The organism is Sphingobacterium puteale, assembly GCF_050986225.1.
In the GTDB taxonomy this organism is placed as follows: domain Bacteria; phylum Bacteroidota; class Bacteroidia; order Sphingobacteriales; family Sphingobacteriaceae; genus Sphingobacterium; species Sphingobacterium puteale.
On sequence record NZ_CP158959.1, the window covers coordinates 4,751,323 to 4,767,104 of the forward strand.

11 protein-coding genes are annotated in these 15,782 nt (G+C 38.3%); 5 read left to right on the forward strand and 6 right to left on the reverse strand.

The genetic code is table 11. From position 1 onward, the window contains the following. Window positions 1–204: 204 nt before the first annotated feature. Window positions 205–1,581, reverse strand: coding sequence for a magnesium transporter (mgtE, locus tag ABTV71_RS20250; protein ID WP_121124033.1), 1,377 nt, complete (start codon window positions 1,579–1,581; stop codon window positions 205–207). A gap of 644 nt (window positions 1,582–2,225) precedes the next feature. Between mgtE and ABTV71_RS20255 the strand changes: the two genes are divergently transcribed. Continuing rightward, window positions 2,226–5,075 (forward strand): hypothetical protein, encoded by a 2,850-nt coding sequence (locus ABTV71_RS20255; protein WP_433900841.1) that lies wholly within the window; start codon window positions 2,226–2,228, stop codon window positions 5,073–5,075. Here the strand turns inward: ABTV71_RS20255 and ABTV71_RS20260 are convergent. From ABTV71_RS20260 to sppA, 3 genes are all read right to left on the reverse strand, one after another. After that, complete coding sequence (locus ABTV71_RS20260) at window positions 5,072–5,914, reverse strand: endonuclease/exonuclease/phosphatase family protein (RefSeq protein WP_121124036.1); 843 nt, start codon at window positions 5,912–5,914, stop codon at window positions 5,072–5,074. The two genes, ABTV71_RS20255 and ABTV71_RS20260, sit on opposite strands and share 4 nt — an antisense overlap. Before the next feature lie 279 nt (window positions 5,915–6,193). Further along, on the reverse strand, window positions 6,194–7,384 hold the full coding sequence (locus ABTV71_RS20265) for a phosphoglycerate kinase (protein ID WP_121124038.1): 1,191 nt from the start codon (window positions 7,382–7,384) through the stop codon (window positions 6,194–6,196). 111 nt (window positions 7,385–7,495) lie between these two features. Further along, on the reverse strand, window positions 7,496–9,262 hold the full coding sequence (gene sppA, locus ABTV71_RS20270) for a signal peptide peptidase SppA (RefSeq protein WP_433900842.1): 1,767 nt from the start codon (window positions 9,260–9,262) through the stop codon (window positions 7,496–7,498). Between the two features lie 121 nt (window positions 9,263–9,383). Here sppA and folK point away from each other — a divergent pair, with 121 nt between their 5' ends. Both folK and ABTV71_RS20280 read left to right on the forward strand, forming a co-directional pair. Then, entirely contained in the window at window positions 9,384–9,887 is a 504-nt protein-coding gene (gene folK / locus ABTV71_RS20275) for a 2-amino-4-hydroxy-6-hydroxymethyldihydropteridine diphosphokinase (protein ID WP_433900843.1), read from the forward strand. Continuing rightward, entirely contained in the window at window positions 9,868–10,212 is a 345-nt protein-coding gene (locus ABTV71_RS20280; RefSeq protein ID WP_433900844.1) for an Hpt domain-containing protein, read from the forward strand. Before folK ends, ABTV71_RS20280 begins: the two co-directional genes overlap by 20 nt. Here ABTV71_RS20280 and pssA read toward each other — a convergent pair. Both pssA and rho read right to left on the reverse strand, forming a co-directional pair. Next, window positions 10,209–10,895, reverse strand: a complete 687-nt coding sequence (gene pssA / locus ABTV71_RS20285) for a CDP-diacylglycerol--serine O-phosphatidyltransferase (RefSeq protein ID WP_121124046.1) — start codon at window positions 10,893–10,895, stop codon at window positions 10,209–10,211. The genes ABTV71_RS20280 and pssA overlap by 4 nt on opposite strands. A 76-nt stretch (window positions 10,896–10,971) precedes the next feature. Continuing rightward, entirely contained in the window at window positions 10,972–12,474 is a 1,503-nt protein-coding gene (gene rho, locus ABTV71_RS20290; protein WP_121124048.1) for a transcription termination factor Rho, read from the reverse strand. A gap of 295 nt (window positions 12,475–12,769) precedes the next feature. Here rho and ABTV71_RS20295 point away from each other — a divergent pair, with 295 nt between their 5' ends. Beyond that, window positions 12,770–14,497 carry an MFS transporter gene (locus tag ABTV71_RS20295; protein ID WP_121124049.1) on the forward strand — a complete coding sequence of 576 codons (1,728 nt, stop codon included), beginning with the start codon at window positions 12,770–12,772 and terminating at the stop codon, window positions 14,495–14,497. A 241-nt stretch (window positions 14,498–14,738) separates the two neighbouring features. After that, complete coding sequence (locus tag ABTV71_RS20300) at window positions 14,739–15,602, forward strand: N-acetylglucosamine kinase (RefSeq protein WP_104380805.1); 864 nt, start codon at window positions 14,739–14,741, stop codon at window positions 15,600–15,602. Window positions 15,603–15,782: the final 180 nt, after the last annotated feature.

Genomic DNA, 15,782 nt, shown 5'->3' on the forward strand with positions numbered 1-15,782 from the left:
ATCGGAAGATTATTAGAATACTACAAATTTTTTGAACACATTTTTTACAACTTCCTAAAATCCAACTAGAATAATTTATTTTTCTTTTGTCGAATCAGTAGCAAAAACCTCCTTCAAGCAATTCAAACAGCATAATCCACGTTTTACCACCACACAAAAGGACACCTTTAGCGATTGCTCCCAACGAATCAAATCAAACGGACCTTAGAGCAACACCCCTTTGAGAATAAGTGTCGCCACCGTGAAATAAATGAGAAGACCTGTAACATCAACCAGCGTAGACACAAATGGTGCCGATGAGCTCGCCGGATCCGCTCCCAATCTTTTCATCACAAAGGGTAACATAGACCCCATAAGCGACCCCCACAGAACAACACCGATTAAGGATAATGAAATCACAAAGGCAATCAATACCCAGTATTCACCATAGGTATGCGCAAAAGACTGCCATGCCATAATCCTTAAAAAACCCAATGCACCCAAAATAAGCCCAAGCAGCAGACCGGACAATATCTCCCTGCGCATCACACGCCACCAATCCGAAAGAGTTACCTCACCCAATGCCATCGCCTGGATGATCAATGTCGAAGCCTGTGAACCACTATTGCCGCCACTAGAAATAATGACCGGCATCAAAGCGAATAACATGATGGCACTTGCCATCTGCTCTTCGAAATGCTCAATAACCGTCGCGGTCAACAACTGCCCCAGAAACAAAACAATCAACCAGCCCGCCCGCTTTTTCACGAGGTTTTTAATGGAAACATCCAAATAAGGTTCATCCAAAGCCTCCGTACCTCCAATACGCTGCATATCCTCCGTATACTCCTCATTGGCCACCCATAAGATATCGTCCACGGTAACGATCCCAAGCATTACCCCTTGCCCGTCCACAACCGGAAGCGCAACCCTATTGTTCATCCGGAAAATATTAATGGCTTCCTCCTGCGGATCATAAGCATTCAGGGAAATCAAGCGGTAATCAATGAGGTCCCCTACAATTGTTTCGGGCTCCGCCATTAAAACATCCTTAATACGAATATCATCGATCAGTTTGCCATTTGAATCTATAACATAAAGCACATCTATGGTCTCAGAATCTTTCCCATATCGACGGATATGCCCTAATATTCTTTCGATACTCCAGTGCGCTTTTACCGTAATATAATCTGGCGTCATCAACCGTCCGACACTATCTTCAGGATACCCCAATAATGCCAGCGCCTCAACCCTGTCTTTAGGCGGTAATAGTAATATTAAATGCTTAATATCATCCTTCATTTCGGAGAAAAAAGAGGTCCGATCATCAGGAGGCAATTCATTAATTAATGCACTTATTTTAGCCTTGGAAAGTCTTTTAAAAATTCGATTTTGAGTGGGAAAATCCAGGATACGAAAAACGTTTACAGCACGATTTAAATTTAAGGATTCGATAAAGAGTGGACCATGTTCAGGCAGTTCATCAATCAGCTCCTCTACTTCAGAGATATTCAATTCATTTAGAAATTCCTCCAGCCCAACAAAGTCTTCATTTGCTATCAATTGTTCTATTTGACCTACCTGCATTTCCAGTTCTTCCATATCTTCCTTTCGATTTTAAAATCCTACATCGGTATAAAATTATATGTTACAAAAATCGCTTTTTTAAAGTAAATTCTGAATAAAAAAATAAATAATAAAAAGATATCGAAACTGCAGTTAAATTCCTCTTTCAGTAATGCGCCGAACAATCGAAGCTCTCCAAAATAAAGACATTTTGTCACTATTAAATGTAGCAAAAAAAACAACCTAAGATTCTATCAAAAAAAATAAAAGGGTCTCCTCTCAATAAAATCTTCGCCTGTGCTTTTATCTTTATAAACCGATCACAAAATTTAAAGGGCCCACAAGTCGAACGCTACAAGAACCGCAGCTTCGTCAGAACTCATCTGCAAATTCTTATCTGCAAAAAATATCCAAATATTTTTTGACACGCGCTATCTTATGGATGATTATTTAAGTATATTCGTCACATACTTCTTTCGGTTGAAAAACGAATTTCCGCGACGAAAGCAGCTAACTAAAATCAACAAAAAACACCAAACAAACAGCAAAAAAACAAAAACAAAATAAAAACATAACTATATATAAATCAATATATTTACTAAATTAATAAAAACACAAGATTTACATAAAATCAAAATATTCAGCTAAAAAAAATAGCAAACTACAAAATAGCCACATAAATGAAATATAAAAATATAATTATCAGTTTTTTAATATTATTCACCTTAACAATATCTTCAAAAAATACCTTCGCACAGTTTTTTGAAGATAGCCAGGCGCCGTTAAGTCAGAAATGGTTCAAAATTGAGACACCTAATTTTAAACTCATTTTCCCCGAAGAGATGAAAGACAAAGCCCCTACCCTAGCAAATCTTGTGCACAACTCCTTGCGTACAACAAGTAGGAATTACAAAATAACACCTCGAAAAATTCCTTTCATTATACACAACACGAACCTACAGACAAATGGTTTTGTGCAATTATCTCCTCGAAAATCCGAACTCTACAGCACCGCCGGTGCTGAACCCGACAATCAAACTTGGCTCCCCAATCTGATCCTCCACGAGTCTAGACATGTTAGTCAATTTGACAAATTGACAGGAAAATTAGGGGCTCCTTTTTTCGAACAATTAGCCTTAGCTTATTATGGACTAACAGTTCCTTCATGGTTTTTTGAGGGCGATGCCACGCTCACTGAAACCATTTATTCGCGTGGAGGAAGAGGTCGGTTACCCTCTTTTGAAATGCCGATCAAAGCCAACTTCCAATCTAAACAGAACTATAGTTTTGACAAATACTTGCTCGGATCCTTTAAGGATATTGTTCCCAGTTACTACACAATTGGCTACCTCATGACGTCAACCCTGAAGTCGGAACTACCACCAAACTATGAAGCAGATTTATTTTCAGAGCTCAACAAACGTCCACTCTATCCTTATAATATCAACCGCGTACTGAAGAAAAAAACAGGTGGAAATAGCCGCCATTTATTTAATAAAACGATTACAAAATTAGACTCAATTTGGGAGCAAAAAACAGCATATTATCATTCACAAAAATATACTGAAATCAACGGTCAAAACAACCGCTATTATAACAGTAATCTATTACCAAAATCAAATGGAAATTTGATTTATTTCATCAAGCAAAATCCTGAAAAAACAAATGCAATATATACGTATGACAACGATAAAAAATCGGAATCACAACTTGTAAAAACGGGTATACAGTTGACCCCACATTTTGACATCAATAAAGAATATATTGTATGGGATGAACTCCGAAAAGATCCACGTTATAACAAGAGAACATATAGTGTCATCAACTTAATGAACCGGAAAACAGGGAAAATCAAAACCCTGACCAAGCAGTCTAGATATTACTCCCCTATATTTAGCCCTGTAGACGAATCCATTGCTTGCATCGAAGTAGATTTATCCAACACAAGTTATCTTACGCTTATAAGCCTTAAAAATGGCTCTGTAATCAAGCGGATAAAAACAGCGGATTCAGAGCAGCTTCAACATCCCGCTTTTAACCCGACAGGAGACAAAGTAATTGCGATCCGCTTATCAGAAATTGGAACGGCGCTCTGCGAAATAGATCTCAAAAGTGATAAAATTACAAACATCACCTCCTGGGGCGATCAACAATACGAAAGACCACAATACCTTACAGGTATGGATATTCTTGTAAAAGCCAACTTTAATGGTATTGATAACATCTACAAAATAGATCGCAGATCGGAAGCGAAACATCTCCTGACTAAAGCCCCATTTGGCGCCTTTAATCCTTTTTACAACAAGGAAACAAAGCAATTACTTTTTAACAATTATCAATATAATGGCTATAAAATCAGCGAAGCCAGCATAGATACCGCATTCACTATAAAACCAGAAACCGATTATTTTTCCCACTACTATGCTGATGCTGTAAAGAAAGACAGTATGTTCAATATTGCTGCCACGGCGCCAGATTCTAATCAACATTACACCATTACACCATACAAAGGACTTGGACGAACATTTAACTTCCATAGCCTTTCTTTAAGTAGCAGTAACTTTGAAAGTTTCGATAATTTCAAACCTGGCATTTTTTGGTTATCAAACAACATTTTAAACACCACCCAAATTGCACTTGGTTATGAATATGATACAGATATCAGAAAAGGAATTTATTCAGCCGAACTAACATATAATAAGTATTTTCCAAAATTCTCGCTGCGTTATGAAAACAGAGGTCAGATCGCAGCAGCAAACATCCCCAATAAACCGGACAGTAGTGTAAGGTTCGACTGGAGAGAACATTACGTCTCTTCACAGATTTCCATTCCATTGTCTTTTTATAGACTTGATTACACTTATTCAATGGGATTCAATTTTGCCACTGCCTACCTAAAACGTTATAACCTAAGTCGCAATGACCTCAAAAACTTTAATTACGAAACTGCATTTCCGTTAACTTACCAACTTTATTTCAACCGAAACGCCCGAATGGCAACGATGGATCAATATCCAAGATGGGGACAGAATTTTAGCATAACCTACAGACACACTCCTTTTGAAAACAAGGCCAAAGGTGAAATTCTATCTGCACGAACAGTATTCTATCTCCCCGGATTCATGAATAACCATGGATTTCAGATCCGATTAAGCGCACAGGCGGGAACAGGTATCTATGAATACATCAACGACATTCCCTTGGTCAGCGGATTTAGTTATTATAAATATGAGAAAGTGAAAAATACCTTGCTGATCAACTATAGATTTCCTATTGCCTATCCTGATTTTGGGGTAGGGTCACTAGCCTATATAAAACGTATAAAAGGTGGTGTATTCGCGGATTATCAGAATATCCATAAACATAAGGAAGCGGCGCCAAAGAGCTTTGGAGCATACCTTTCCTTTGATTTCAATGCTTTTAGATATCCGCTGCCCGACTTCGAGTTTGTCGTGAAAGGCACTTATATCAATGATAATACGGCAACACAGCGCATCGTACCAACCGTAAGTTTAAATTACACCTATTAAGAATGAACGGCCCAATTAAAATTAGCCGCTAAAGCATAGTGATCCGACAAAGGCAAGCCCCTGATATTAGTAAATAGGTTGTGTTCTATATTATAATCCCGGGCGGTCAAACTCAGATGGCTATTGCTACGATAGAGAATCTTGTCTATTGATTCGCTCTGATTACCGATTGACAGCATATGAGGCGGTTTAAATGCATGCTTCGCTTCCGGCACAAGTCCTCCGTTCTGTAGTTCAACCCAACTATCCACTAATGTGGTTGACTCCATAAAATCGTGCAGGTTATCATCACCGAAACTATAATGTGCATTAAAGTCCCCCATAACAATCAACGCGTTTTCACTAGAATTCTCGCCTATATAATCACGTAACTGATTAAGATTATCCCTTCTCGCACTCGAAGCCCGTCTATTATTCTGGGCATTCGCATGTACATTATAGACATCTAGCCATACACCCGCAACGATCTCCACCTTGACCAGGGTAAAACCTTTCGGTGTCAAAAAATCAGCTCCAGTACGTTTTTTCCAAGGAACTCGCACAACATCCGACATGGGGAAATGGGACAAGGTGTTAAGACCGTCTCCAAAAGGCACACGCCCCTTAGGTTTGGTACGATAAGGGTGTTGATTCCCGCCCAAATAAAGACTATTGTTATAATTGAAATCCTCTTGCACGTTCACAATATCAAAAGGATTAATCTTTTTGCCTATTTCAGCAATACTCCTGCTTCTACCTGTAATCGCAGAAGAAATAAACCCCGGCAATCCCGCCACATTATAAGTCAACACCGAAAAAAAACCCGAACTATCTTTATCTTTTTTGTGATTAGCATCCATCAATAAAACCTATATAATCATGTCATGATAAATTTAAGAAATACAGTAAATACTCGCCACTGCCATACAGATATTTAACAGATAATTGATTTAAATCTGACATTAGCGGGAAAATATCGCTCATTATAAACCAAAGCAGCCTTTTTCAAACCATTGGCGCCTAATACAAAAGCATGCTCCTCAACCGAAACAAGTTTCAATACATGTATAAGAAACATTTTGCAATAAAAAAGGGATAACACACTATTATCCCTTTTCCATACTATTTTTTCTAAGCGATTAATCTTCCAGTGCTTTTACGCCTGGAAGAACCTTTCCTTCCATATATTCCAGCAATGCGCCACCACCCGTACTGACGTAACTGACATCTTCGGTCATACCAAATTTACTTACAGCAGCAGCTGAGTCTCCACCGCCTATTAAAGAAAATGCGCCATTTTTTGTTGCTTCCACAACTGCATCAGCCACAGCTTTTGTACCCTTTGCAAAAGTATCAAATTCAAAAACCCCCATAGGTCCGTTCCAAAGAACTGTTTTTGAATCTTTGATAATAGCCGCAAAATTTTCAGCAGACTCTTGTCCGATATCCAAGCCCTGAAGATCCGCAGGAATTTGATCATTTGGCCCGTCATATACATTGGCATCATTAGAAAACGCATCAGCAATTTGAGCATCTGTAGGAATAACAAGATTCACCCCTTTTTCTTTTGCTTTCTTTACCAATTCATTTGCGAGGTCAAGTTTATCCATCTCAACCAATGACTTACCGATTTCACCACCTCTTGCTTTAATAAAAGTATATGCCATACCACCACCGATCAGTAAGTTATCTACCTTATCCAATAAAGCCTCAATCAGCTGGATTTTATCAGAAACTTTCGCACCCCCCATAATCGCTGTAAATGGTCTGACCGGATTATTTAATACCTTCTCCGCATTACCTACTTCAGCAGCCATCAAATAACCGCTATATTTAGCTGAAGGGAAAAACTGTGCGATAATCGCAGTTGAAGCATGTGCTCTATGCGCAGTTCCAAAAGCATCATTCACATATACATCACCTAACTTTGAAAGTTTTTCAGCAAATCCTACATCACCTTTTTCTTCTTCTTTATAAAAACGTAGGTTTTCAAGTAATAAAACTTGGCCAGCTTGCAATGCCGCAGCTTTTTCTACAGCTTCATTTCCAATGCAATCATTGGCAAATTGAACCTCTGTACCTAACACCTTAGAAAGGTGAGCAACAATATGTTTTAATGAATACTTATCAGTAGGACCATCTTTTGGTCTTCCTAAATGGGACATTAATACCACACTTCCACCGTCATTCAAAATTTTCTTTATTGTCGGAGCAGCTCCCTGAATACGATTATCATCCGTAATATTGAAATTCTCATCCAAAGGAACGTTGAAATCTACGCGAACCAAGGCTTTTTTACCTGCAAAATTTAAATCGTCTACTGTTTTCATCATATAACTTTAATGTTTTAGGATCTGTCGTTTGCCAAACGAACAGCTAAATATAGAAAAAAGGCATTTATTTTCATCAAATAAATGCCTTTTTATCGGATTAAATTATCATTAATGAATTTCTACCGTGTAAGGTAACCTTGCCTGAACACCGCTATGCGTAGTTGCCTGCCGCATCACATCGAAATAACGATAGTATTCGCCCATTTGTTCTTTCGCTACCCAAGCCTGCACTTTTTCCTTTGAATTGTTCAATATCGAAGTGAATGGATCTTCCTTTTCAGGATATTGTGAAACCTTATACTTGCTTAGATTTGCTTTTTTAGCCGCCGCCTGAACAGCGGCATCCAGATTACCCAGGCGATCCACCAATTTAATACCCAGCCCCTGCGTACCTGTCCATACACGGCCCTGACCGATGCTGTCAACATTGGCCAATGGCATCTTTCTACCCTCTGACACAACTTTTGTAAAAGTAGCATACACTTTGTCGACCTCACGTTGGATAATATCCCTTTCTTCAGCGCTCAATGGGCGATCAAAAGTAGTCATCAAATCCGCAAATTTCCCTGTCTTTACACCATCATAGTGAACGCCAATTTTATTGTTCATCAGATTCTGAAAGTTCGGTATTACACCAAATACACCAATTGATCCGGTTATGGTCGTTGGCTCAGCAAATATGGAGTCAGCTGCCGCAGCAATATAATAGCCCCCTGAAGCCGCTACATCTCCCATAGAAACAATTACTGGTTTAACTTTTTTAGTCAAAATCACCTCCCTCCAGATAATATCTGAAGCAAGTGCCGACCCACCAGGTGAATTCACACGCAACACAACAGCCTTTACAGCATCATCTTCTCGCAGCTTGCGTAATTCTCTTGAAAATTTATCCCCTCCAATCTCACCCGGACGGGTACCTTCACCATCCACAATCTCACCAACAGCGTAAAGAACCGCCACCTCAGAACCACTGGCATCCTCCTTCACCTTTTTATTGTAATCGAGCAATGAAACAAAAGATATCTCATCCTTCTCGCCTATCTTCAATCGCTTTCTTAAATCAGAGAGCAGTTCGTCTTTATAGATCTTGGCATCAGCAAGCTTATAACGCACCGCATCATCAGCATTCCTAACCAGATAATCATTGGCTATACCACGCAATGAATCCGCCGGAATATTCCGACTTGCCGCAATTTCATTGATAAAAGTATCATATATACTTCCAAGATACGATGTTACCTGCAAACGGTTTGGGTCACTCATTTTATTTAAGAAAAAGGGTTCCACTGCGCTCTTAAATGTACCTACTTTCACAATCTGCATCTCTACCCCCACTTTATCCAATAGATCCTTGTAAAACATGGTCGAACTCGCAAGCCCCCTAAAATCAATGGTTCCTTGTGGATTAACGTACACCTTATCTGCAATACTGACTACATAATATGCTTTTTGATTATACCCAGCATTGTAAGCAACAACAAATTTTCCTGTTTTCTTAAAGGCCAGTAGTTCATCCCGCACCTCTTTCAAACTCGCAAAACCAGTTCCGATACTTCCCGCATCGATATAAATTCCCTTAATATTCCCGTCCGTTGCAGCATATCTGATTCTACCCAGGATATCATCCAAACCAATACTCTTTGTAGAATATCCCGGAAGATTTAAGCTTCCAAAAGGATTATTGTCGTTCCGCTCATTGATGTCATAGTCAAAGGATAGAAATAACACCGAATTGTTTTTGACAACGACCTCCTGCTCCGAAGAGGCTGAGCTGATAAGCGCCCCAATAATACCCATAAAAACAATAAACAGGATCACAAAAGATATTACAATCCCCGTAATCGTAGCCAATACATACTTAAAAAATGATCTCATATTTAATAATTAATCCCGATTTATACAGTTCCGATAATGGAATGATTTATTTTACACTAAAGGTAATGCAATATTTTTTATTCCCCCAGTATTTTATTTTATAAAGCCTTATTTTAGCAACATGAATAAGATTTTTATATTGTTGGGGACCAACTTGGGAGATCGTCTGCAGCAACTCTTACGGGCAAAACAAGCGATTGAAAAACAAGTTGGTGAAATTTTGATGGCATCTTCCATTTATGAAACCGCCGCTTGGGGTGTTGAAGACCAGCCCGCGTTCCTAAATCAGGTCATCTTAATAAAATCAGGTTTATCTCCAATTGATTGTTTGAATCACACACAGCAGATTGAATTGGATTTAGGAAGAGTACGTCTGAAGAAATGGGGCCAAAGAGCGATTGACATTGATTTACTTTATTTCAACGATGAAATTATCAACTACCCAAATCTAATTATACCACATCCGTTTATTCCAGAACGACGTTTCACCTTAGCACCCTTAGCAGAAATAGCACCGGACTACATTCACCCCGTTTACAAAAAAAATAACGTATATTTATTGCATAACTGCAAGGACGAATTACCCGTAAAGAAAATTAGCAACGATGAACCATATCGACATTGACCTGATCAACAAAAACATGTTTGACAATTCAGATTTGATCAAACAATTTGTATCAATGTATCTTATTCAAACCCCCGTAGATTTAGACAACTTACGAAATGCACTAACTGAAGGTGACCATCAAAAAATTGCCGATGCCGCTCACCACATCAAACCGACGATGGACTATATCGGGGCATTCCATTTAAAAGCCAAATTGGAAGAACTGGAAATGAATGCCAAAAATCAGGAATCCTTAGAGGGACTCCGAGCGACTTTTCAGGTCCTGGATATCGAAATGAAAGAATTGTTATTTGAACTTGAACAATATGAGAAAACGATCTAAGCCAGATCGTTTTTTTTATTGAAATGAAATGCCGACAGTATAAAATACAAAACTAGAATAACTGGTAAAGCCATAAACTGCCCGACTACAAATAAGATCAAAGTTAAAAATAGAAATATAAAGCGAAATTTGTTTGTTTTCCAATCCATCGAACTGAATTTCATCGAAAACAGCCGAATCTCACTGATCAACAGATAACTGGTCAACAGCACACTTCCAATCAAAAATATTGGATTTATAATGAGTTCGGGATACTTAACGGCAATATAGGGTAATGAAAGCACATAAAAGGTGTTCATTGGCGTATTAAGTCCAATAAAATCGGAAGTTTGTCGTTCATCCAAATTAAACTTGGCCAAACGCAAAGCCGAAAATACGGTTATAATAAACCCTAGATACGGTAGCAAGGAAGTATCAGGAAGCGCTTTCTGCAGTAATGTAAACATGATCGTACCCGGTAAAAATCCAAAACTGACCATATCAGCCAACGAATCCAGTTCTTTCCCAATAGGTGATTTTACATGGAGTAGTCTGGCTACCATACCATCGAAAAAATCAAATATTCCAGAGGCAAGAACACAGATTGTTACTGCTTTAAGATTCCCCTCCAAGGCCATCAGCACAGCAATACAACCACTAAAAAGATTCAGGCAGGTTAGCAAATTTGGAATATGTTTTTTCATCTAAGTGATTTATTTTTTATAAAAAAAGCCATCATTCGGTTAGAAATGATGGCTAAAATATTAAAATTTGACGGGATTACCCATTCATACTGATCAAAAATTCCTCATTTGATTTAGTACCACGCATTTGTCCCTGTAAGAATTCCATTGCTTCTGTAGAATTCATATCCGACAAGTGATTACGAAGCACCCAAATGCGTTGCAATGTTTCTTTATCTGTCAATAGATCATCACGACGCGTACTAGACGCTGTAATATCAATTGCAGGGAAGATACGTTTGTTTGCCAATTTACGATCCAATTGCAGTTCCATATTACCAGTTCCTTTAAATTCTTCAAAGATAACCTCATCCATTTTGGAACCTGTATCTGTCAAAGCTGTCGCAAGGATTGTCAATGAGCCGCCGTTTTCGATATTTCTAGCCGCACCAAAGAAACGTTTTGGTTTATGTAACGCATTTGCATCCACACCACCGGACAGGATTTTACCTGAAGCCGGAGCAACCGTATTGTAAGCACGTGCCAGACGAGTGATGGAATCCAACAGGATAACCACATCGTGACCACACTCCACCATACGCTTCGCTTTTTCCAATACGATATTAGCAATCTTTACGTGACGATCAGCGGGTTCATCAAAAGTAGATGAAACAACCTCTGCACGCACGCTTCTTGCCATATCCGTAACCTCTTCAGGACGCTCATCAATCAATAAGATGATAAGGTATACTTCAGGATGATTCTTGGCGATTGCGTTAGCAACTTCCTTCAACAAATTTGTTTTACCTGTTTTTGGCTGTGCAACGATCAATCCACGCTGACCTTTTCCGATAGGTGTAAACAAATCCATGATACGTGTGGAGTAATTACCCATACCCATATCTAAATTTAAGCGCTCATCCGGAAATAAAGGAGTCAAATAGTCAAAAGGTACACGGTCGCGTACTTCTGCAGGATTCTGTCCGTTGATAGCTTCTACTCTAACCAAAGGAAAATATTTCTCACCTTCTTTTGGTGGACGGATACAGCCACGAACGGTATCCCCTGTTTTCAAACCAAATAATTTGATCTGAGACTGTGATACATAAATATCATCAGGAGAAGTCAAGTAGTTATAGTCCGAAGAACGCAAGAAACCATAGCCATCAGGCATAATTTCCAAAACACCCTCATTAACGATAACATTGTCGAAATCTGTACTGGAAGAAGTATTATTTTCAGCTTTAGGAGTTTGAAGAGTTTTTTCAGGTTGGGAACCTTTATCTGTTGTCGGAGTCGTATCTACCGCAGGACTGCTTTCTTCACTTTCGACAGCCTCACGTTTTCTTACAGTTACAGGCTCTGCGGTTTTCACCGTTCTCACACGTTTACGTGTACGTTCAGCCTGTTCCTGATTGTCTTCCCCCACTTTAGCAACATTTTCTGTAGAAGCCGGAGCTGCTTCTTCTTCCCCACCGGTATTGCTAATTCTTTCTATTAATTCTTGCTTACGCAATTTATCAGCATCCGCGATACCGATCAACTTAGCAATCTCGCGCAATTCCGATACGAGTTTAGCGTTTAATTCGTTAATATCCATTAATGTGTTGTGTATGATTTTTGGATTTTCTTTTGAGCTTTATTCTGATTACACACTTAAGCTTGTTTCCTTGTTTAAGTGAATGAAGAACTTAATGATTTCTTTTAAACCCGAAGTGGGTTAAATCTTGAGAACCTAGACAAAGAAAAAAACAAATTTTGTTATTTCAAAATATTTCAAAAAAAATATTTACTATTGTAGCAAGTAAAACGATTTAACAACATTTTTAGATTGAATTTTATATTTTTTTTCATAAGTTCGTACCTTTCAAAATTTAAGTTTTTAGATCCCTTATATGGAACAGCAACAAACTAAAACCAATTACCCCGCACTCTACACATTGATTATTGTGTTTTTCTTTTGGGGGTTTATTGCGGCGGGAAATAGCGTATTTATCCCATTCTGCAAGAATTATTTTCACCTGGATCAATTTCAATCGCAACTTATAGACTTTGCCTTTTATACGGCATACTACATCGGTGCATTGCTCCTGTTCATTTTTAGTTCAATTGGCGGCAACGACCTTGTTGGAAAATGGGGTTACAAAAAAAGTATCGTTTATGGCCTGTTGTTTTCAGCACTTGGTGCTGCAGCGATGATTGTAGCGGTCGAGGTAAATCTATATATTGGCATGTTGCTGGGCCTATTTGTGGTCGCACTGGGATTCTCTTTGCAGCAAACTGCAGCCAATCCCTTCGCCGTTTTATTGGGCGATCCAAAGACAGGGGCTTCCCGAGTCAACCTTGGCGGTGGTATCAACTCCTTTGGAACAACGATAGGACCCCTCGTGATCGGATTTTCGCTTTTCGGTACATTTGAACCTATTTCCGATTCTGAGATTGCCAATCTACCTTTAAATAAAGTAGTATACCTCTACGTCGGTGTGGGTTTGTTGTTTATCCTCGCTGCGGCATTGTTCAACTTTAGCAAAAAAGTACCGGCTGGAATCAGCAATGAACCCATGGAAAAGGCCAATAAGGCTTTACGTACCTTGATTATCATGACAGTTCTACTATTCGGTATGTTCACTCCAGTATTCCTAAGTTACAAGAGTGACCTTGCATTGCATATCGAACAGCTCCATCAACAAGCAACAAGCCTCACTGATCAGTTACAAATCGATCAATTAAAAGCACATATTAAAGAAGTTGCCAAACCACTTGAAACACAACGTATGCTATGGTTAGCAGGTGCTTTAATCGTTGTCATCGGCGGTTTGCTTTTCTCCAACAGAAGCGCAAAAAAGAATCCGGAAGGATGGGGAGCAATGAAATATCCCCAATTGGCCTTGGGAATGCTTGCTTTATTTATCTATGTAGGTATCGAAGTAGCGATCGGTAGTAACCTAGGTGAATTGTTGACTTTAAAAGAATTTGGTCACCTACAATCTTCGCAGATTACTCCTTATGTATCCATGTATTGGGGAAGTATGATGATTGGCCGGTGGGCAGGTGCAATTACCGCATTCAACTTGAGCAAATCCACTAAAAACAGTTTACTGATTATCGTCCCCTTAGTTGCATTCTCCATCATTGTTGGTGTCAATACACTTGCAGGCTTCGAAATGTCACACCTTTATTATTATGTAATCTGCATTATTCTGCAAATCGTGGCTTTCTACCTAAGTAAAGAAAAACCTGCGCGTACATTGATTATTTTTGGTTTATTTGGAATCATTGCCATGTTAATCGGGCTTTTCTCTTCCGGTACAATTGCTATTTATGCATTCTTATCAGGAGGTCTTGCTTGTTCAATTATGTGGTCATCCATCTTCAGTTTATCAATCGTTGGTCTTGGAAAATATACCGCTCAGGGTTCAGCATTCTTGGTTATGATGATTCTTGGTGGTGGTGTCCTTCCTCCTATTCAAGGAAAATTGGCCGATCTCATTGGAATACACAACTCCTATATCCTACCATTAATCGGATTCTGTTATATTGTTTTCTTTGCTGTATTTGTCAAAGGAATTTTAACCAAACAAGGAATCAATATTGATGAAATCGAGGCTGAAGGAGGTCACTAACAGCATCAACTAATTGTAAATAGTACACTATTTAAACAATTTTATTACACTATTCAAAAACTGGCTTAACAACACCGTTAAGCCAGTTTTTTTATATAATGAGCAAATTCTTAAAATTTATTTTTTTAAAAATACATGGATAAGTTATGATATTTAAAATTAAAAAATGTATTTTCGGGGAATTGATTAATGAATTGATTACTCATTTTATAACGATAAACACAATTAAAACTACTCAATAATGATAATCATTGCTGACGGGGGATCAACAAAAACAAACTGGTGTTTGTTAGATGATTCAAATAAAAAGATCTACTTCAATACCGAGGGTTATAACCCTTATTTTGTTGACAGTGAATACATTGTAAACTCCCTAAAAAAAGGATTACCGCAGGATTTACCTTTTGAAAAAATCGCGGAAGTAAATTATTATGGTGCCGGTGTCCATAATAAAGAAAAAGCTCAAATTGTAGTTGATGCTTTAAAACAAGTATTTACTACAGCGAAAGTGGAAGTAGGGCACGATCTACTTGCTGCTGCAAGAGCATTATTAGGGTCTCAAGCCGGATTTGCTGCAATTTTGGGTACAGGAACAAATTCTTGTCTCTATGATGGTAAGGAAATTACATTAAATATTGACTCCGGAGCTTACATTTTAGGTGATGAGGGATCGGGTAGCTATATTGGTAAAAAGTTACTTGCAGACTATGTTCGTAATTTAATGCCCAAAGATGTCAAAGAAGTTTTTTGGAACACGTACAAAATGACAAAAGACGAAATCATGGATGCGGTTTATACCAAACCAATGCCTAACCGTTTCTGTGCAAGTTTCAGCAAATTCGTCTATGACAACAATGTGAACATTGAGTATACACGTAATATCGTAGACGAAGCATTTGAAGCCTTCTTTAGAAATTTAGTCAGCAAATATCCTAATTATCAAAGCTATACCTTCAATTGCATTGGCTCAGTAGGTTACAATTTCAGAAACGTACTGGCTGAAAAGGCAGAACAATATGGTATGAAAGTAGGCAAAATCCTGCGTTCTCCAATTGATGATCTTGTCCAGTTCCACATTGATAGAGCAGCTGCAGTTGCCAAATAACAAGATAAATAATCTTTAACATATTATAGGGTGTCTGATCTGTATCAGACACCTTTTTTATTCAATAAAAAAGCTAATATTAAATTCTAATAAACTTACTCATACTGTTTTACAGCATATTTTAATGATTTAATAACAGGAATTTCATCAGTGCAAAATAAATTTACCTTTTTTTTGTAA